At 35.8% G+C, this 20,439-nt stretch carries 16 protein-coding genes; 15 read left to right on the forward strand and 1 reads right to left on the reverse strand.

Going from position 1 to position 20,439, the window contains the following annotated elements:
* The first annotated feature begins 93 nt into the window (after nucleotides 1-93).
* The 13 genes from ABD692_RS11985 to ABD692_RS12045 all read left to right on the forward strand — a co-directional run bounded on the left by ABD692_RS11985 (nucleotide 94) and on the right by ABD692_RS12045 (nucleotide 15,895).
* The gene (locus tag ABD692_RS11985; protein ID WP_344767251.1) at nucleotides 94-1,113 is read left to right on the forward strand and encodes a FecR family protein; all 1,020 of its coding nucleotides are present in this window, start codon (nucleotides 94-96) and stop codon (nucleotides 1,111-1,113) included.
* 192 nt (nucleotides 1,114-1,305) lie between these two features.
* On the forward strand, nucleotides 1,306-4,236 hold the full coding sequence (locus tag ABD692_RS11990) for a TonB-dependent receptor (protein ID WP_344767253.1): 2,931 nt from the start codon (nucleotides 1,306-1,308) through the stop codon (nucleotides 4,234-4,236).
* A gap of 50 nt (nucleotides 4,237-4,286) precedes the next feature.
* On the forward strand, nucleotides 4,287-5,192 hold the full coding sequence (locus ABD692_RS11995) for a sugar phosphate isomerase/epimerase family protein (protein WP_344767255.1): 906 nt from the start codon (nucleotides 4,287-4,289) through the stop codon (nucleotides 5,190-5,192).
* A gap of 277 nt (nucleotides 5,193-5,469) precedes the next feature.
* A complete protein-coding gene (locus ABD692_RS12000) occupies nucleotides 5,470-6,054 on the forward strand; it encodes a gluconate 2-dehydrogenase subunit 3 family protein (RefSeq protein WP_316756713.1) in 585 nt (194 codons plus the stop codon).
* Between the two features lie 26 nt (nucleotides 6,055-6,080).
* A complete protein-coding gene (locus ABD692_RS12005) occupies nucleotides 6,081-7,781 on the forward strand; it encodes a GMC oxidoreductase (RefSeq protein WP_316756711.1) in 1,701 nt (566 codons plus the stop codon).
* Between the two features lie 83 nt (nucleotides 7,782-7,864).
* Entirely contained in the window at nucleotides 7,865-9,022 is a 1,158-nt protein-coding gene (locus ABD692_RS12010; protein ID WP_344767259.1) for a Gfo/Idh/MocA family protein, read from the forward strand.
* Nucleotides 9,023-9,028: 6 nt separating this feature from the next.
* Nucleotides 9,029-10,081: a sugar phosphate isomerase/epimerase family protein gene (locus ABD692_RS12015; RefSeq protein ID WP_344767261.1), complete on the forward strand. Its 1,053-nt coding sequence runs from the start codon at nucleotides 9,029-9,031 to the stop codon at nucleotides 10,079-10,081.
* A gap of 30 nt (nucleotides 10,082-10,111) precedes the next feature.
* Complete coding sequence (locus ABD692_RS12020) at nucleotides 10,112-10,495, forward strand: c-type cytochrome (protein WP_344767263.1); 384 nt, start codon at nucleotides 10,112-10,114, stop codon at nucleotides 10,493-10,495.
* Between the two features lie 30 nt (nucleotides 10,496-10,525).
* Nucleotides 10,526-11,983: a Gfo/Idh/MocA family protein gene (locus ABD692_RS12025; RefSeq protein ID WP_344767265.1), complete on the forward strand. Its 1,458-nt coding sequence runs from the start codon at nucleotides 10,526-10,528 to the stop codon at nucleotides 11,981-11,983.
* Nucleotides 11,984-12,037: 54 nt separating this feature from the next.
* Nucleotides 12,038-12,718 carry a 3-keto-disaccharide hydrolase gene (locus tag ABD692_RS12030; protein ID WP_344767268.1) on the forward strand — a complete coding sequence of 227 codons (681 nt, stop codon included), beginning with the start codon at nucleotides 12,038-12,040 and terminating at the stop codon, nucleotides 12,716-12,718.
* A gap of 110 nt (nucleotides 12,719-12,828) precedes the next feature.
* Nucleotides 12,829-14,064, forward strand: coding sequence for a nucleoside permease (locus ABD692_RS12035; RefSeq protein ID WP_316756699.1), 1,236 nt, complete (start codon nucleotides 12,829-12,831; stop codon nucleotides 14,062-14,064).
* A 71-nt stretch (nucleotides 14,065-14,135) separates the two neighbouring features.
* Nucleotides 14,136-15,008 carry a sugar phosphate isomerase/epimerase family protein gene (locus tag ABD692_RS12040; protein WP_316756696.1) on the forward strand — a complete coding sequence of 291 codons (873 nt, stop codon included), beginning with the start codon at nucleotides 14,136-14,138 and terminating at the stop codon, nucleotides 15,006-15,008.
* Between the two features lie 17 nt (nucleotides 15,009-15,025).
* Entirely contained in the window at nucleotides 15,026-15,895 is an 870-nt protein-coding gene (locus ABD692_RS12045; protein ID WP_316756694.1) for a sugar phosphate isomerase/epimerase family protein, read from the forward strand.
* A gap of 52 nt (nucleotides 15,896-15,947) precedes the next feature.
* Here the strand turns inward: ABD692_RS12045 and ABD692_RS12050 are convergent, their stop codons facing one another.
* Complete coding sequence (locus ABD692_RS12050; RefSeq protein WP_344767273.1) at nucleotides 15,948-18,548, reverse strand: lamin tail domain-containing protein; 2,601 nt, start codon at nucleotides 18,546-18,548, stop codon at nucleotides 15,948-15,950.
* A gap of 48 nt (nucleotides 18,549-18,596) precedes the next feature.
* Here ABD692_RS12050 and ABD692_RS12055 point away from each other — a divergent pair, with 48 nt between their 5' ends.
* Both ABD692_RS12055 and ABD692_RS12060 read left to right on the forward strand, forming a co-directional pair.
* Nucleotides 18,597-19,586 (forward strand): aspartate-semialdehyde dehydrogenase, encoded by a 990-nt coding sequence (locus ABD692_RS12055; protein WP_316756690.1) that lies wholly within the window; start codon nucleotides 18,597-18,599, stop codon nucleotides 19,584-19,586.
* A gap of 16 nt (nucleotides 19,587-19,602) precedes the next feature.
* Complete coding sequence (locus ABD692_RS12060; RefSeq protein ID WP_344767276.1) at nucleotides 19,603-20,241, forward strand: CDP-alcohol phosphatidyltransferase family protein; 639 nt, start codon at nucleotides 19,603-19,605, stop codon at nucleotides 20,239-20,241.
* Nucleotides 20,242-20,439: the final 198 nt, after the last annotated feature.

The following is a 20,439-nucleotide window of genomic DNA, read 5'->3' on the forward strand; positions in this document are numbered from 1 at the left end:
ATTAATTACAATTATTTCAAAACAATTAACACTTTAGCTTTAGGGTATCACCTCAGTTAGGTTACTTGTATATATTAACCAAATATTTCTTTTATGAACAAACAATCGTTTTACGATTTACTTACCCGATACGAATCTGGAAATTGTACTGAAAGTGAAAAACTTTGGCTTGACCAATGGTATGGTTTATTAGGAGATAAAAATATTAGCAATCTTTCTTCAGCTGAATTAGATGAAATGAAAGATAATGCTTGGTTAAAATTAAAACAGAATACTCAACAGCCCAAAAAACGAAACACTTTAAAATTAATTTGGGTAAAAACTGCAATTGCAGCATCTGTAATTATAGCTTTTATTATTTCTGGAATTTATGTTTTCAGCGATCATGCCGAAAGTTCATTTATGAATGATAATAGCGATTTAACCTTAATCTCTAAAACTAACGAAACATCAAAACCAATAATTATTTCTTTAAACGATAATAGTGAAGTTACGCTTCAGCCGAAATCGAATATTATTTATCCAAAAGTTTTTGCAGCTAATAATCGTAAAGTTTACTTAAAGGGTGATGCTTTCTTTTCGATAACTAAGAATGCTAAAAGACCTTTTTATGTTTATAACAATAAATTAATTGTTAGAGTTTTAGGCACAAGCTTTTTCGTAAAACAATCGTTAAAAAACTTGCCTGCAGAAGTTGCAGTTAGAACTGGTAAAGTGCAGGTTAATGAAAATACTTGTAACGATATTATTAATTTACCTGGAGAGAAAATAGCAATTCCTGTTTTGCTAACACCAAATCAGAAAGGCTTATTTAAAGCGCATAATATAAAAACCACTTTGGTTGAAAAACCAATTCCTTTAGCCGAAGCTTATAATATAAAAAACAGCATCAATTATAACTTCAAGGAAGAAAATTTAAAAGCCATTTTTAAAACCCTTACAGATGCGTATGGCATTGAGATAAAATCTTATAATGAGGAGATTTTAGCTTATACGTTTACAGGTGACCTAAGCAAAAAAGGACTTTATGAGCAACTAGACCTGCTTTGTGGTTCAATATCGAGCAAATACCAAATAGAAGGAACCAGCATTGTGGTTTCAAACAAAAACTAACCAAACATATAAAATTATGAAGATAGAAATGATATCAAACAGCCCATAATCTCGGCTCAACTTCCATAATATATTCTTAAAAAACAAAGCCGACAATGTGGGGCATTGCCGGCGAGTTAAATACATCTGAATGTATCTATGGTATTTCCATGTCCAATAAATCCAATCATTTAATGAACAATAACCAAATTTATGAAAAAAAATCAACTTATTTCGCTGGCAATTTATGCAATGAGAGTTTCGATTTACCAATTACTTGCAATAACTATTTTTACTTGTTCTGCGTTCGCTAAAAATGCAGATGCTCAAGACTTTCTGAACAAACAAATTTCAATTAAAGCCGATCAAACGGATATTAAAACTATTATAGAGAAAACGGAGTTTCTTGCAAAAGTTAAATTCGTTTATAGTCCTCAATTAATCAATTCTGATAGAAAAGTTTCTATCAACGTTGTAAATCAAAAATTAAAATATTTTCTTGAGAATTCGCTAAAACGTTATGATGTGGGATATAGGATAGTTAAAGATCAGATTTTGCTCTATTCTATTCCCGCTAATAACAACTTAGAAATTCTAAAAGCTTTTGAAGGTGTTGTAACAGGTAAAGTTACCGATGGAAAAGGCAATCCACTTCCTGGCGTATCTGTATCAGTCAAAGGCAAAACTATAGGCACAACTACTGATGAGAACGGTTCATTTTCATTGAAAGGCCTAACGGTAGATAGTCGCATATTAGTTGTAAGATATGTTGGCTTTATTTCTAAAGAAGTAAACTTATCTCCAGGCAATGCAGACGAGAACTTAACAATTAGCCTATCAGAAGATAATCTTCAGTTAGAAAGTGTAATGGTTACAGGCGGTAATCCGAAGAAGAAATTAGAAAGTAGTGTTGCATTAACTTCAGTAAGCAGCAAAGATATTACCAACAGAGCACCTTTAAACAGTACCGATTTATTAAAAGCAATACCAGGCTTAACTGTAGAAAGTACAGGTGGTGATGGTCCGGGTAATGTTTGGGTAAGAGGGTTTCCTCAAGCAGGTGGCTACATTTTCTTAGGTATTCAAGAAGATGGATTACCATTACTTCCAACAGGATTTAACACTACACCATCAGTAGATCAATATTATAAAACGGATTTAACAATCCAAAACATCGAAGCCATTAGAGGTGGTAATGCTTCAATTATTCAGGCAAATACACCTGGAGCGGTAGTTAACAATCTAAGTTATGTTGGCGCTGATAAACAATATGGTCAGGTTAAATTTACAACTGGTTTTTCTCAAGGCTTATATCGTTTCGATGGAAATACTGGAGGCAAAATCAGTGATAATGTAAAATATAACATTGGTGGTTTTTACCGCACAGATAATGGTGTAGTTGATCAAGGTTTTAATCCTGCTAACCGCGGAGGACAAATTAAAGGTAACATGACTTTTAATTTCAAAAACAATAAAGGCTTCATTCGTGTGTATGGTAAATACTTAAATGATAAGGTTCAGTTTCTGTTAACCAGTTATTATCCTTATGATGGAACTGGAAAACCAACAACTTACCGCGATTATAATATTGCTACCCAATCTATTGTTCCAGTTCAAACGGAATGGAGTTACAACGACCCGGCAAATGGCATGCACAATTTTAGCCTAACTGATGGTATGCATACTAAATTGGGTTCGGGTGGTTTCCAGTTTAATTACTTAACCGATGGTGGATGGCAAATCGTAAACAACTTCCGATACCAAAATACCCATACCAATGTTACCTACACAGCACCTGGAGGAATTGCGGCTAGAACAGCAACAACACCATATTATTTACCAGGCGGTACAGTTTCTCCTTTTGTAGCTGGAGATCAAGTAATTACATCAAACGCACAAGGACAATTCAATACTGATGTTCAAATTATTGATTACTTAGATTTAAAGAAAACTATAAAAAATCATAGCTTAAACATCGGAGGTGGGATACATCAATATAATCGCGATGATTTACGTTATGCTTTTAGATCATTTACAGAATTCAAAGAACATCCAAGTATTATTTTACAATCTCCTACTGCTTTAGAAAGAACAATTACAACCAAAAACACATTCATTGGCGATACTAGAACATTATCTGTTTACGCAGGAGATGAAATTAAATTATCAGATAAATGGCGTGTAGATATTGGCGCCAGAATTGACAACCAAAATGTGCAAGGTGACAGACCTTACTATGCATTAAATGCTGATGGCACGGTAAATATTAGAGCAGCCGCTTCTCCAACTATTTTAGGTTATACCAGCTACGATGAAACATTAACTAACTGGGCTGCATCAATTGGTGCTAATTACAAAATCAGTTCAACATCGAGCGTATTTGCCAGAGCAACGAAAGCTTACAATGCACCAAACATTGGCGATTATAATGCATCGGCATATAATGGTGCTAACATTAAAAAACGCCCAGTTTACTTAGGTGAAGTTGGTTTTAAATATGCTAAAAACAACTTAGCAATTTTCGCATCGGGAAGTTATTCAGCAATTAAAAATGTATCGTTAAGCATTAATGTACCTACAGCAGCAGCTGGCCAACAGGCTTTGGTAGCCTTCGGTTCTACCCGTACATTTAGTGCTGAATACGAAATTTCATACAAAATCGCTAAACCTTTAAGTTTACGTTTTACGGGAACTTTACAAGATTCGAAATACACAGATTACGAAGCTAATACAAGTGGAAACGCAGCTGTTGCGGCAGAATTTGGTAACCGTGTTTACAGCTTTACTGGAAATAGAACTGAGCGTGTACCTGTTTTAAATACAGAACTAGGTGCTAACTACGATTACAAAAACTTTAATTTATATGTTGCAGCTAATTACGTAGGATCACGTTATACTTCACCAAGCGATAGTTACAAATTACCTTCTTACGTGGTAATGAAAGCAGGTGCAGGTTATAACTTCACTAAAAAATTAGCATTAAGAGTTTGGGCAGACAACTTGTTAGATGCAAAAGTGTTAACCGAAGGCGATGTTCGCGGAGATCAATTTAGAGACTTCGCAAATGTAGCTCCAGGTCAATTAATGATAGGCAGAACTTTACTACAACGTACTTTCTGGGGATCATTAGCTTATTCATTTTAACAATTAAAGCCGGGGTCTATGCTCCGGCTTTTTAATTAAAACATTTCATTATGACAAACAGAAGAGCATTTTTACAAAAAGCCGGCTTGGCCGCAGCAGCAGCTTATTTAAGTCCATCGTTTATTTCATCAGCATTAGCTAACCCAACAAAGATTTCGAAAATAGGCATTGGCCTTTTTACACTAAGAGATCAATTAGCAGCTGATGTAAATGCAACAATTCAAAAAGTTGCCAGCATTGGCTACAACCAGGTAGAAACTTATTACGGCTACCCGGGCAAATACGAAGTAAAAGGTTTTTGGGGTTTAGAAGCAAAAGACTTTTCCAAACTACTTAAAAACAATAATCTCACTACACCGAGCGGGCATTATAATGTTTCCGATTTCTTATCGGGAAAAGGTGATACCGTTCTAAAATCGCACATTGAAACGGCCGCAAGTGTTGGACAGAAATACTTTGTTATTCCTGCATTGCCAACTGAGGTTAGAAGTAATGGAACTTTAGATGATTATAAGAGAATGGCAGGTTTATTTAATCAGGCAGCAGAGTTATGCAAAAAATCTGGTTTAAAATTAGCTTACCATAACCACAACTTCGAGTACAAAGATCAAGGAAATGGTGCAACAGGTTATAATATTCTTTTAAATGAAACTGATGCAAAACTGGTCAGTTTTGAATTAGATATTTTCTGGGCCGTAAATGCAGGCTTAGACCCAGTTGAAATGTTTAAGAAAAATCCAGGTCGCTATAGCATGTTTCATGTTAAAGATATGGATAAAACAGACAAAGCAGTTTTTGCAGAAGTTGGTTCTGGTCAAATAGATTTCAAGAGCATTTTTAATGCTTCGAAAACAGCAGGTTTAGATTATATTTTTGCAGAACAAGATTTAGTTAAAAAAGACGTTTATCAAAGTATTACAGAGAGCTACAAATACATTAAAACTAACCTAATATAAAGCCAATTACTTGGAGCCAAGGTGATGGTTATTCAAATATAAATTTAAAGCTTACCAGTAAAAATACTTGAAAGAATTTAAATTTTATCAGGTTTAAAAAAACGTTTTAGTAAACTGGAAATGAGCATTAAAGATTATTATTTAGAATAATTCCACCAAGTAACAATCACATTGCATAGTGTTATTTATACACTGTTGATTTAATATTTACCGCAGATTTTTCTAATATTACTAATTCAATATATTATAACCAAAATATATAAAATACACAAAGACGATGCATAGAAGAGAAGCACTAAAAAATGTTGCATTCTTGCTGGGCGGAGCAATCTCAGCGAGTACAATGGGCGTTTTATTTGAAAGTTTTACGCTCCCAGAAAACGAAAAAAACTTCGTATCATTCTCTCTGCAGGATGAAAAGATTTTTGCCGAATTTGCTGATATTATTGTTCCGACTACCAAATCGTCTGCTGGTGCAAAAGCTGCAGGTTTAGGCAAGTTTATTCCAATGATGATGCAAGATTGTTATCCTAAGGAAATGCAAACCTCATTTGCTAAAGGTTTCAAAGCGCTTCAGGCTAAATCACTGGCAGATTTCAAGAAAAGTTATGTAACCTTGACTACCGCCGAACGAACTAAACTAATGGTCGATTTAAGAACGATGTCTTTAGCTCAGAAAGAAACTAAATCAGAAGAAAACAAAGATTTGGTATATTTCTTTATTACCGCCAGAGATTTAACTTTACTAGGCTACTACTCTTCGGAAATTGGTTGTACCAAAGCACGCGAATATGTTCTTATACCAGGAAGATATGACGGCAATGCGCCTTTAAAACCAGGCCAAAAATCTTGGGCAACTTAATTTCTAAACCTCAACTACAAAACATCATGAATTTAAATACAAATTTAAAAGCAGAAAATACTTACGATGCTATAGTTATAGGCTCGGGTATTAGTGGCGGCTGGGCTGCAAAAGAATTAACAGAGAAGGGCTTACGCGTTCTAATGCTCGAAAGAGGCATGAACATTGAGCACATTACAGGTTACGAAACTGCAATGAAAAATCCTTGGGATTTTAAACATGCGGGTAAGTTAACTGAAGAGCAAAAACGTACGCATCCTGTTCAAAAGAGAGATTATCCGTATAGCGAAGCGAACGAAAAATGGTGGGTTAACGATTTAGAATGCCCGTATACCGAAGATAAACGTTTCGATTGGTATCGTGGTTTTCACGTTGGAGGTAAATCTTTAATGTGGGGTCGCCAGAGTTACCGATTAAGCGATCACAATTTTGAAGATAATGCAAAGGACGGACATGGTTCTGATTGGCCTGTACGTTATGCAGAACTTTCACCTTGGTATGATTATGCAGAGCGATTTGCAGGCATCAGTGGTTCTAAAGAAAACTGGTCGACTTGTCCTGATGGAGAGTTTTTACCTCCAATGGATTTAAATATTGTAGAAAAATCAGTAAAAGCTCGAATTGAAGAGCACTATAAAAGAGAGCGTATTATGATGATTGGCCGTGTTGCCAATTTAACGGTACCTCATAAAGGTCGTGGTAATTGCCAGTACCGTAACTTGTGTAGCCGTGGTTGCCCTTTTGGAGCATATTTCAGCACACAATCTTCTACCCTACCAGCTGCAATGGCAACTAAACGCCTAACAGTAAGACCGTACTCTATCGTAAATCATATTATCTACGATAAGGATACTAAGAAAGCTAAAGGTGTAATGGTAATTGATGCGGAAACAAACAAAACGATGGAATTCTATGCGAAAATTGTTTTCGTAAACGGTTCTACTTTAGGTTCTACATTCATTTTATTAAACTCAACTTCAGAAGCGCATCCAAATGGATTAGGTAATGGAAGCGGCCAGTTAGGACATAACTTAATGGATCACCATTTCCGTTGTGGAGCATCAGGCGATGCCGAAGGTTTTGATGATAAATACACTTATGGCCGCCGTGCCAATGGTATTTACGTTCCTAGATATCAAAATATAGGTAACGATAAACGTGATTACTTGCGTGGCTTTGGTTATCAGGGTGGCGCAAGCAGATCGAATTGGCAGAATGATGTTGCTGAGTTATCATTTGGTTCTGGCTTAAAAGAAAAAATGACTAAACCAGGTAAATGGAGTATGGGCCTAGGCGGTTTTGGAGAAATGTTACCTTACTACGAAAACAAAGTTTACATCGATAAAACCAAAAAAGATAAGTGGGGACAGCCTGTATTAGCAATTGATTGCGAATACAAAGAGAACGAGAAAAAAATGCGTGTAGATATGATGAATGATGCTGCTGAAATGTTAGAAAAAGCAGGTATGAAAAACATCAAAACTTACGATAATGGTTGCTATCCTGGTATGGCTATCCACGAAATGGGAACTGCAAGAATGGGTAACGACCCTAAAACTTCTGTTCTTAATAAATGGAATCAAATGCACGAAGTTAACAACGTATTCGTAACAGACGGTGCTTGTATGCCTTCTATCGCATGTCAAAATCCATCATTAACATTTATGGCTTTAACCGCCCGTGCTGCAGATTATGCAGTAAAAGAATTAAAGAAAAATAATATTTAAATAAAAGGTTAAGCTAAAAGGTTTAAGGTGAAAGGTTACAACCCTTCCGCCTTAAACCTTTTAGTATATATCCTCTAATCGATATGCAAAGAAAACTAAGAATGGGCATGATAGGTGGCGGTAAAGACGCCTTTATCGGTGCTGTACATCGCCTTGCGGCAAACATGGATGGTTTAATCGAATTATCTGCGGGTGCTTTAAGTGTAAATCCGGAAGTTGGATATGAATCTGGGAAACTTCTATTCCTTCCAGATAACAGAATATACAAAAATTACGAAGAAATGTTGAAGGCAGAAAGTGAATTACCTGCCAACGAAAGAATAGATTTCGTAACCATCGTTACTCCAAATTTTGCTCACTTTGCGCCTGCAATGTTAGCGCTCGAACTTGGTTTTAATGTTGTTATCGAAAAACCAATGACTTTAACCTTAGAAGAAGCTAAACAGCTTAAAGCTAAAGTAGAAGAAACAGGTTTAACCCTTTGCTTAACGCATACTTATTCAGGTTACCCGATGGTTAAGCAAGCTAAACAAATGATTAGCGAAGGCGCATTGGGTGCTGTAAGAAAAATTATAGTAGAATACCCGCAAGGCTGGTTAAGCACACTTTCTGAAAGAGAAGGCAATGCTCAGGCGGCTTGGCGTACAGATCCCTCTAAAACTGGTAAAAGTGGAAGTATGGGCGATATCGGTACTCATGCAGCTCACCTTGCCGAATATATTTCAGGTTTAAAAATTGAAAAAATTTGTGCTGATTTAAGCATTGTAGTTCCTGGAAGAGCAATTGATGATGATGGAAATGTCCTTCTTAAATTCGATAATGGCTCAAATGGCGTATTGATTGCATCGCAAGTTGCAGCAGGCGAAGAAAATGCTTTAAAAATCAAAATTTATGGCGAAAAAGGCGGTATGGAATGGCATCAAATGGAACCAAATACATTAATTGTAAAATGGAGCAACGAACCTGCTCAAATTTACAGAACTGGAAACGGCTACATGGGTAGTTTTGCGAAACACAATACTCGTACACCAGGAGGCCATCCCGAAGGTTATTTGGAGGCTTTCGCAAATATTTACAAAAATTTTGCTCTAACAGTTGATGCTAAGCTGAATAACCAAAAACCAACTGCAGAAATGCTTGATTTTCCAAATGCTGAAGATGGGATTCGTGGAATGGCGTTCATCGAGAATGCGGTAAATTCAAGTAATTCTGATCAAAAATGGTGGGACTATAAAATTTAATCAACAATGACAACGATAAAAGGACCAGCGGTATTTTTAGCACAATTTATTAGCGATGAAGCGCCATTTAACTCTTTAGATAGCATTTGTGAATGGGCAAAAGGCTTAGGCTTTAAAGGGATCCAAATGCCAACACTTGATAACCGTTTTATTGATTTACAAAAAGCAGCGGAAAGTAAAACTTATGCTGATGAGTTAAAAGGTAAAATTGCATCATACGGATTAGAGATTACAGAACTTTCTACTCACCTACAAGGTCAGCTGGTTGCAGTTCATCCTGCTTATGACGATTTATTTGATGCCTTTGCACCAAAGGAAGTTCATAAAAACTCGAAAGCAAGAACCGAATGGGCTGTACAACAAATGAAGTATGCGGCTAAAGCTTCTCATAATTTAGGCTTAAATGCGCATGCTACTTTTAGCGGCTCGCTATTGTGGCAATACTTTCATCCATGGCCGCAACGGCCTGCTGGATTAGTTGAGGAAGGTTTTGCAGAATTGGCCAAACGCTGGACACCAATTCTAAATGAATTCGATAATTGCGGTGTAGATGTTTGCTACGAAATTCATCCAGGTGAGGATTTATTTGATGGCGAAACTTACGAAATGTTTTTAGCTGCAGTAAACAACCATCCTCGGGCATGCTTATTGTACGATCCATCGCACTTTGTATTACAGCAATTAGATTATATTCAGTATATCGACATTTATCACGAAAGGATTAAAGCCTTTCATGTTAAGGATGCAGAATTTAATCCAACTGGTAAGCAAGGTACATTTGGAGGTTACCAGAGTTGGGCAGATCGTGCAGGCAGATATCGTTCTCCAGGAGATGGCCAAGTTGACTTTAAAACCATTTTTAGTAAATTAGCTCAATACGACTTTAAAGGTTGGGCTGTTATGGAATGGGAATGCTGCATTAAAAATCAGGAAGATGGAGCAAGAGAAGGCGCAGAATTTATTAAGAAAAACATCATCAATGTAACAGATAAAGCCTTTGATGATTTTGCTGCATCGGGAAGCGATGCTGCTTTTAATAAGAGAATATTAGGATTATAATACAATAACAAAACACAAATAAACACACACATGAAAAAAACATTTTTAATTTTAGGCGCTGTAGTCATTTTTATGGCGTCATTTTCGAAAGCCGATTTAGAGAAAGAGAAAGTTGTTACAGCAACTGCAACTACAAGTAGCCATGCATTTTATCAAATATCTGCAGGTGAAAAATTAATTAACAAATCAGATTGTTTAGGATGCCACAACAAAACCAATAAAATCATTGGTCCTGCGTATGTAGAGGTTGCTAAAAAATACCCTAACAACGAAAAAAACATTAATTATTTAGCTGATAAAATTATTAAAGGCGGAACAGGAGTTTGGGGCACAATGCCAATGACTGCACATTCCACTTTGAAAAAAGAAGATGCTAAGTTAATGGCAAAATATATTTTATCGTTAAAAAAATAAATCAGAGTAACATCTAAACCTTATCTAATAATGAAAACAGAGCAAGAAAATAAAAATGCGAGTAACCGCCGTGATTTTATTAAAACCAGCGCTATTGCTGCCGCTGCATTTATGATAGTTCCTCGCCATGTACTTGGCGGAAAAGGATTTTTAGCACCAAGTGATCGCTTGCTTGTTGCCAGTATTGGTGTAGGTGGTAAAGGAGAAAGTGATGTAGCAATGTTTGCTAAAAGCGGCAAAGCAGATATAGCTTTCTTGTGCGATGTTGACGATCGAAGAGCTGCTAAGAGTGTTAAAGCTTTCCCAAAAGCTAAATATTATAAAGATTGGAGAGAAATGTTGGATAAGGAACATAAAAATTTCGATGCCGTTTCTGTTTCAACACCTGATCATAACCATGCGATTCAAACTTTGGCAGCAATGCAGTTGGGAAAACACGTTTATGTTCAAAAACCATTAACTCACGATATTTATGAGGCCAGAATTTTAACTCAGGCGGCAAAAAAATATAAAGTGGTAACTCAAATGGGTAATCAAGGTGCATCGAATGATGGAGCCCGTCAAATGAAAGAATGGTATGAAGCTGGTTTAATTGGCGATGTACACACCGTTTATGCGTGGACTAATCGTCCAGTTTGGCCACAAGGTATTCCCTGGCCAACAACAAAGGCCGAAATTCCGAAAGAATTAGATTGGAATTTGTGGTTAGGTACAGCTCCAGAAAAAGATTTCGTTGATAAATTGGTTCCTTTTAACTGGCGTGGATGGTGGGATTATGGAACAGGTGCTTTAGGCGATATGGGATGTCATTTAATTGAAGCTCCGTTTAGTGTATTAAACTTAAAATATGCCAAAGAGGTCGAAGCAAGTGTTGGCTCTGTATATGTTGATGAATTTAAACGCGGCTACTTCCCAGAAAGTTGCCCGCCATCAAGCCATGTAACTTTGAAATTCCCTAAAACCAACAAAACCAAAGGCGATGTAACTATGCATTGGATGGATGGTGGCATTCAGCCAGGACGCCCTGAAGAATTAGAAGCTAACGAAACTTTTGGCGATGGGGGTAATGGAACTTTATTTATCGGAACAAAAGGCAAAATGATGGCCGAAACTTATAGCGCTAACCCAAAACTTTTACCATTAAGCAGAAATAAAGACATTAAAGTTCCTGAAAAATATGCTCGTGTAAAAGATGGCGCTAATGGCCATTACGCACAATGGGTAGATGCTGCAATTGCAGGTTATGGAAAGCAAGAAGTGAGCTCTCCGTTCGAAATCGCTGGTCCGTTAACCGAAGCTTTATTAATGGCTAACCTTGCAATTAGAAGTTTCGATATTCAAAAAACGGTTAATGGTAAGGTTACTTACCCAGGCAGGTACACAAAAATGCTTTGGGATAATGATAACATGAAAGTAACCAACTTTGATGAAGCAAACCAGTTCGTAAAACGCGAATATCGTAAAGGCTGGAATAATTTAACTCTTTAATTAAAATCAAACCTCATAGGCTTAAAAACTGTGAGGTTTATTTATAAAACCATAATGAAAAAATACATCCTTTCTGCCTGTATTTTACTAGCAGTTACTCAAATATCACAAGCCCAAAAAGGATTTAAACCCTTATTTGATGGTAAAACGACTACAGGTTGGCATACCTACAATAAAACTACAGTTGGTAGTGCATGGCAAGTTCAAGATGGTGCACTTCATTTTGATTTAGCTGCAAAGGGCAAAGATGGCGGTGGCGATTTGGTTACCGATAAAGAATATGGCAATTTCCACTTAAAATACGATTGGAAAGTTGCACCAAAAGCAAATAGCGGATTAATTTTCTATGTGCATGAAGCCCCACAATATGGAGCTACTTATTCAACTGGCCTGGAAATGCAGGTTTTGGATAATGATGGTCATCCAGACGGAAAAATTACCAAACACCGTGCAGGAGATTTATACGATTTAGTAAAAAGTTCATCAGAACCTGTTAAACCAGTTGGCGAATGGAACAAGGCAGAAATCATCAGCAATAAAGGTAAATTAACATTAATTTTAAACGGTGTTACGGTTGTAAAAACTACCCTTTGGGATGATAACTGGAAAAAACTTATTGCAGGAAGTAAATTTGCAACCTGGAAAGACTGGGGAACTTTTAAAACTGGAAAAATTGCCTTACAAGACCATGGCGACGAAGTTTGGTACAAAAACATTTCAATTAAAGAACTATAAAATATGGATGATGTAAAAGGAGAAATGTGTAATGTGAATTACAAAATCCTCTTAACCGTTATACATCATCCACCTTACATCCTACATTTTACATATAACCAAATAAACTAATGAATAGCACAACTCGCTTTAAACTCTCTTTCATGATGTTCCTTGAATTTTTCATCTGGGGCGCATGGTTTGTAACACTGGGAACTTTCCTAGCTAACAACTTAAAAGCTTCTGGTTCTGAAACTGGAGCTGTATTCTCAACGCAATCGTGGGGAGCAATTATTGCACCATTTATTGTTGGCTTAATTGCAGATCGATATTTCAATGCAGAAAGAATTTTAGGTGTTTTACACATTGTTGGCGCAATTTTAATGTACCAAATGTATAATGCAACTGATGTAAGTGTGTTTTACCCTTATGTTTTAGGCTATATGATTTTGTTTATGCCAACACTGGCATTGGTAAATTCGGTTTCATTTAACCAAATGAAAGACCCAGAGAAAGAATTCGCAAACATCAGAGTTTTTGGTACTATAGGTTGGATTATCGCAGGTTTATTAATCAGTTTTGTTTTTCATTGGGATTCTCCAGAAGGAATTCAATCTGGTTTATTGAAAAATACATTCTTAATGGCTGGAATAGTATCTCTTGTTTTAGGTTTGTTTAGCTTTACATTACCAGCTACTCCTCCAAAAGTTTCAGAAGGTGGTGTAAAAGTTAAAGATATTTTAGGTTTAGATGCATTAAAATTACTTAAGGATAAAAACTTTGCAATTTTCTTCATTTCATCTATTTTAATCTGTATTCCATTGGCATTTTATTATCAAAATGCAGGGCTATTCCTGGCTGATATAAAAGTTTCTAATCCAACAGGTAAAATGGCAATAGGTCAGGTTTCTGAGGCCTTGTTTTTACTGGCAATTCCAGTTTTCTTCTCTAAATATGGATTTAAGAAAACTATTCTTGTTGGTATGTTGGCTTGGGCTTTACGATATGTGCTTTTTGCTTACGGAAATGCAGATAATTTAAGCTTTATGTTAATCATCGGAATTGCACTTCACGGCGTATGTTACGATTTCTTTTTCGTTTCTGGCCAGATTTACACAAACTCGAAAGCTGGCGAACAAGTTAAAAGCGCTGCACAAGGTATTATAACATTAGCTACCTACGGTGTTGGCATGCTTATTGGTTTTATGGTTGCAGGACAAATTACAGATATGTATAAATCTGGAGATATGACTGATTGGAAAATGGTTTGGATTATCCCGGCAGGAATTGCTGCTGTTGTTTTCTTACTTTTTGCATTACTATTTAACGATAAAACTAAATCCGAAGTTGAAGCTAAAACAGCATAATTCTAATTAAAAAATAAAATACTTACTAAGCAGGCTCATAAACAGCCTGCTTAGTTGTTAAAACAAAAAATATGTTAAACAGAAGAAAATTTTTAATTAATAGCAGTATGGCAACAGCGGCTGCTTTTTTAATTCCATCGTTTGCTTTTGCAGCTGATGAAAAAGTAGTTGGTTTACAGTTGTATTCTCTTCGCGATTCTCTTCCGAAAGATGTTAAGGGTGTTATAGAAAAAGTTGCTCAGGCAGGCTTTAAAGAAGTAGAAACTTATGGTTTTTCAGTTAAAGATCAATTCTGGGGATTAACTCCTCAAGAATTCAAAAGTATTTTAGATGCTAACGGTTTAAAAGCAGTTAGCGGACATTACAGTTTAGGAAGCTATTTGGTTGATGACAATACGGATGAATTGAAAGCTGCCATTGCTGCTGCAAAAGTTTTGGGTAGTGAATATGTAACTATTCCGTGGTTGGATCAGGGCATCAGAAAAAATGCTGATGATTACAAAAAACTGGCCATCAAAATTAATAAAGCTGGCCAAATGTGTAAAGATGCTGGAATAAGACTGGCTTATCACAACCACAATTTCGAATTTGATAAACAAGGCGATAGTAATGGTTATGAAATTTTATTGACAGGAACAGATAAAAGCTTGGTTGATTTTGAATTAGATTTATACTGGGTAGTTCGTTCGGGAAGAGATCCAATAAAATTATTTAAAGAAAATCCAGGGCGTTTTACCATGTGGCATGTTAAGGATATGGATAAATCGAAAAAGGAATTAAATACGGAAGTTGGAAAGGGTTCGATTAATTTCAAATCAATTTTCGCTGCGGCAAAACTTTCTGGTATGAAACATTTCTTTGTTGAGCATGAAACTAATTATCAGCCAAACCCAATCGAATCGGTAAAGGCAAGTTGCGAATACATCAAAAAAGAATTGATTTAAACCTAAAAATTTTTAACATGAACTCTAGAAGATCATTTATAAAACAAGCAGGGTTAGCAGCGGGTGCAGCACTTTTAATTCCGTCGTTTGCTTTTGATAAAGTAACAAAAAACGTTGGTATACAGCTATATTCTTTACGCAAAGATTTACCTGGGGATGTGAAAGGCATAATTGCTAAAGTTGCAGAAGCTGGATATAAAGAGGTTGAAACCTATGGTTTCGCTAATGGCAAATTTTGGGGATTAACACCGAAAGAGTTTAAAACTTTATTGAAAGATAATGGATTGAAAGCTCCAAGCGGCCATTATGGTATGGATGAATTTAGCAAAACGGGTAAAACCGATAAGTTGAAAGCAGACATAGAATCATCTGCAGCAATTGGCGGAAAGTATTTTACAATAGCTGGTGCCCATGTAGATATGGATAAAGGTGTAGATGGCTTTAAAAAAGTAGCTGATGATTTTAATAAAGTTGCCGAACTTGCAAAAGCCTCTGGTTTAAAATTTGCTTACCACAACCACGATTTTGAATTTAAAAAATTGGGCGATACTACTGGGTATGATGTTTATCTAACTGAAACAGATAAAAATCTGGTAAATTTTGAGTTGGATTTATATTGGGCTGTTCGTTCAGGCAACGACCCTATTGCATTGTTCAAAAAATATCCAGGACGTTTTCCAATGTGGCACGTAAAGGATATGGATAAAGCTAAACCAGAATGGAATACCGAAATAGGAAAAGGTTCAATTGATTTCAAGTCTATTTTTGCTGAAGCAAAACTATCGGGCATGAAGCATTTCTTTGTTGAACACGAAACAAATTACAACCCCACTCCTATCGAATCAATAAAAACAAGTTACGATTATATCAAAGCAAACTTAATATAGTTAGATCTCCCACAGATTAAATGAGAATACAATATTTAATCTGTGGGAGTATTTAATTCAACTTCGTAGCAATTACACAAGTATTTTTAAATCGTTTGGTGTTACCCTTTAAGTCAAAAACATCAAAAACCACTACATAAATACCCACCTTAGCAACATTCCCGCTATCAGCTAAACCATCCCAAATAATATTTCCGCTCGTTGCTATTGTTTGGTTCTTTAAAAGTTTCTTTATCAAAACGCCCTCATCCGAATAAATATTTATAGTTGCTAGGCTCGAGTTTTCTGCAAACTGATAATCCAAAGCTAAAACATCTTCAAATCCATCACCATCAGGAGAAAATGTTTTCGATCTTAAACTTACAACGTTTTCACTTCCTGTTAATTCCTGAGAGTTTTTATAAGTTGGTGTTGCAAAACCAACAGATGCTGCTGCCGATTTAAAATTATTAGGTTCATTTGTATCAACAGAAAATGAAACTCTTTCTATAGAAATTCCATCTTCATGTTGGATTAATGGATGATGGATTTTAGCATCGTAATTTAACCGATCAATCACCTCATTGCTACTCAAAAGAATTAAACTTCCCTTATCATTATTATAAGCGGATAATGAGCTTACTTGAGTAAAATGATCTGGATTTAAAGCAAAATAATTTTGTTTAATGTTTGAAGTATTACTGGTAATTACCCAATAAGTTTTTGGATTTAAAAGAAAACCTTTGGTAGAAATCGATTTCAAATTTGCAATCGCTCCTTTCGAATCTACACTTGCAACTTGCAAATCTTTTAAATCTAAAGGCTGAGTAGAATTATTGTAAATCTCTATAAAATCGACACCATTAGGTTTAGGATTAAACAATACCTCTGAAATAAGAATATCGTTCTTTAATATTTTCTTAGCAATAAATAATGTTACATAGTTTGCTGAAGCAGCCAGTTGCTTTCCAGCACAATCTGTAACATTATTTATCTCCGTAGTGCTTGTTACACCCCTTGATAATGAATTACCTAATTTTAAAGTTACTGATGAAAACTGAGGTGAAATTATTACTTCAGAAGGATTACCGATACCATTGTTTATCTTATAATTTTGAGTCTGATCAGCCGATAAGCTATCTAAAGCTTTTGAAAAATCAATTAAGATTGTCACACTATCAATAACTGTAGCATTAATAATTTTCGGAATTTCGGCACTTAATTGAGTACGGTAAATAGAATTTCTCTTCCCTGGCGTTCCGCCGCTGGCATCTAACGTTGCAGCCCAGTTCTGACTTCCTTTACATAAATTTTTTGCATCAATTAATTCAAGAGTAAAACCGCCTTTGGTTTTTAAATCATCTTTATACCAGCTATCATTATAACCTACTTTATCAATTAATAATCCTTTTTCATTGCTTAAGGTAAGTACATCTTTATCGTTATTCAAACTTGGCCAAGGCGCCAGTCCAATGGTTTTACCAAATGGTTTAAACTGATTTGTATCTGCGCTTGCGCACAATATAATATGCTCATTTGGTTTTATTGTGTCCGATAGAAATGTGTAAGTTGACGTTTGGTCAGCATATTTCCATCCTCGTGTTAATATATATTCATTAGAAGTATTCCATAATTCTACAAACTCCTTTTGCGGCAAACCAGGACTTCCTGGAGGGTTTGCAAAAATTTCATTAATTACTACATCACCATAATTGGCTAAGTAAGGCTTGATATAGAAAAAATTAATTAAGGAGTTAGGAGCAATAACATTATCCTTTTTATCTTTTACATTATTAATCACCAATGAATAATTATCTGAAATTAAAGGATTTTGAAACGTTAACTTACAACTACTTTGATTGTAAACCACAGACTTTGGATTACCGAAACCATTTGATATACTATAATTCAGCAAAGATGAGCTGGAAGTTTCATCAAGCGGTTCGGAGAACATGACTTCCAAATTATGTCCATCGATAACTGAAATTGCCTTAATGGTTGGTGGTGTAATATCAGCTGCTAAATCCTTTACTTCAAAATCATCGAAAAAAAAAAAAGTATTTCTTGATGCAGTGGCATATCTACAATAAACACCTGAAAATGCAGACGTTGTGTAAGTTTTATCAGTAACTGAACCTTCTAAAGTGAAACTCTGCCCGCCGTTAACATCGGTAAATAAATGCCATAAACCATTTTCGTTTCTTGTTACTTTAACTTTTGCGGTTAAAACGTTAGCATTTGCTCTGCTTTTTTGTGCTCCTGTTATTATTCTGGTTGTAGAAGTTCCTGTTTGTCTATATAAATGAAAGCCGTCTGTAGAGCCTGTTTCACCAATTTGGACAAAATATCCTCTCAAAGCAGATTTTAAATCGGCATTATCAGATGTTAAATAAACACGAGCATAATTAGTTGTAGTAGGGTTAAAATTTAACCTAACATAAAACTCCCAACTTGCATTTAAACTAGCCGAATTTACTGTAGACAATGATAAAATCTGCGACGCAACTGGTGGTCCATTTGCTTGTAATTGCCTTTGAGCGTTTACCAAAAAATAATTGCCATCGCCCTGCCACACAGGATTTCTAGAAAAATCTGCGTCATCAAAACGATCGGAAAACTGGGAAAATGCAATTTTAGAAAATAACAATAGGGATATAAGCAGAATTTTCTTCATATTTGGCTTATATCAAATGTTTAATAAATATAATAATTAAAAATTAAAATGAAAGTAGCAGTAGTAGGTGCAACCGGATTGGTTGGTACCGTAATGTTAAAAGTATTGGAGGAAAGAAATTTTCCCTTAACAGAGTTGATTCCCGTAGCATCAGAAAAGAGTGTTGGTAAGGAAATTACTTTTAAGGGTAAGAAGTTCCCAATCGTTAGCATGGATACTGCAATCGGAATGAGACCAGACATCGCTTTGTTCTCGGCAGGCGGAAATACTTCACTAGAACATGCGCCACGCTTTAAAGAAGCTGGGACAACAGTTATCGATAATTCTTCGGCCTGGAGAATGGATCCAGCTGTTAAATTAATTGTTCCAGAAGTAAATGCACACGAGCTTTCTATCGATAATAAAATTATTGCTAACCCGAACTGTTCTACTATACAAATGGTAGTGGTTTTGAAACCTTTGCATGATAAATACAAAATCAAACGCGTTGTTGTTTCTACCTATCAATCAGTTACCGGAACCGGTGTTAAAGCGGTAGAACAATTGATGAACGAACGTAAAGGCATTGACGGGCCAAAAGCGTATCCGTACGAAATCGACTTAAATGTTCTTCCTCATATTGATGTTTTCATGGATAATGGCTATACCAAAGAAGAAATGAAAATGGTTAAGGAAACGAACAAAATCATGAGCGATGACAGTATTAAAGTTACTGCTACTACCGTTCGTATTCCAGTTATGGGCGGTCACTCGGAGTCCGTTAACATCGAATTTGAAAACGATTTCGATTTAGCTGAAGTTCGCAGCATTTTAGAGAAATCGCCAGGCATTATCGTTGTTGATGATGTGGCTAATTTGAAATACCCAATGCCGAAAGATGCACACGAAAAAGATGAGGTTTTTGTTGGTCGCATTCGTAGAGATGAATCGGCTCCCAAAGCTTTAAACCTTTGGATTGTTGCCGATAATCTGCGTAAAGGGGCCGCAACAAATGCAGTTCAAATTGCAGAATATTTAATTCAGAAAGAATTAGTTTAAAAAAATTAAGCCTCCGATGAAAATCGGAGGCTTTTTTATGCGCTCTTCAATTATGAAAAATATTCCGATTGCATTAATATATTCCAGATTAATAATTGGTTTCCTTATTATTTTCATCAGTATTCTTCAGGTAAATCATTATCCAACCTACGCTATTTCATTGCTTTCTATTGGATTATTAACTGATATTTTTGATGGAATCATTGCCAGAAAGCTAAATATTTCTTCAGAAAAATTGAGGCGGCTGGATTCTAGCATCGATCAGATTTTCTTTATCTCTGTTGCTGTTGCCACTTATATTCAGTGTCCAGATTTTTTCAAAAATAATTTCATTAAGCTAGCCATTTTAACTGGCGCTGAAGTAATGATCTACTTAGTGAGTTACTTAAAGTTTAAAAAGGAGATTGCAACACATTCTATCGGCGCAAAAATTTGGACGATAATCTTATTTGCCACACTGATCGAAATCATCGTTCATTGCGAATCAGTTATATTATTTGAACTCTGCCTATGGGTAGGACTGATTACCAGACTGGAAATTTTAGCCATTGTTTTCACTTTAAAAAAATGGGCGAACGATGTACCAACAATTTACCATGCTGTAAAATTACGCCAAGGAAAAGAGATCAAACGCCACAAACTCTTTAATGGATAGTTTAAGCTACAGCAGATTTTATTTCAGATATTTTTTTGGAAAGCAATTTCAGTAGCTTTTAGGTAATATCAGCCCCGCTCCCGCTTCTGCCGATAGAAAAAATCGGCATCTCGCTTTGATCGGGTTTAAGTGGCTAAAATAGTAGCTCGAAACCGCGTAAACTAAACCCGACCGACTGGCAGCGGTATCCTGATCTTT

Source organism: Pedobacter ginsengiterrae, assembly GCF_039537385.1.
In the GTDB taxonomy this organism is placed as follows: domain Bacteria; phylum Bacteroidota; class Bacteroidia; order Sphingobacteriales; family Sphingobacteriaceae; genus Pedobacter; species Pedobacter ginsengiterrae.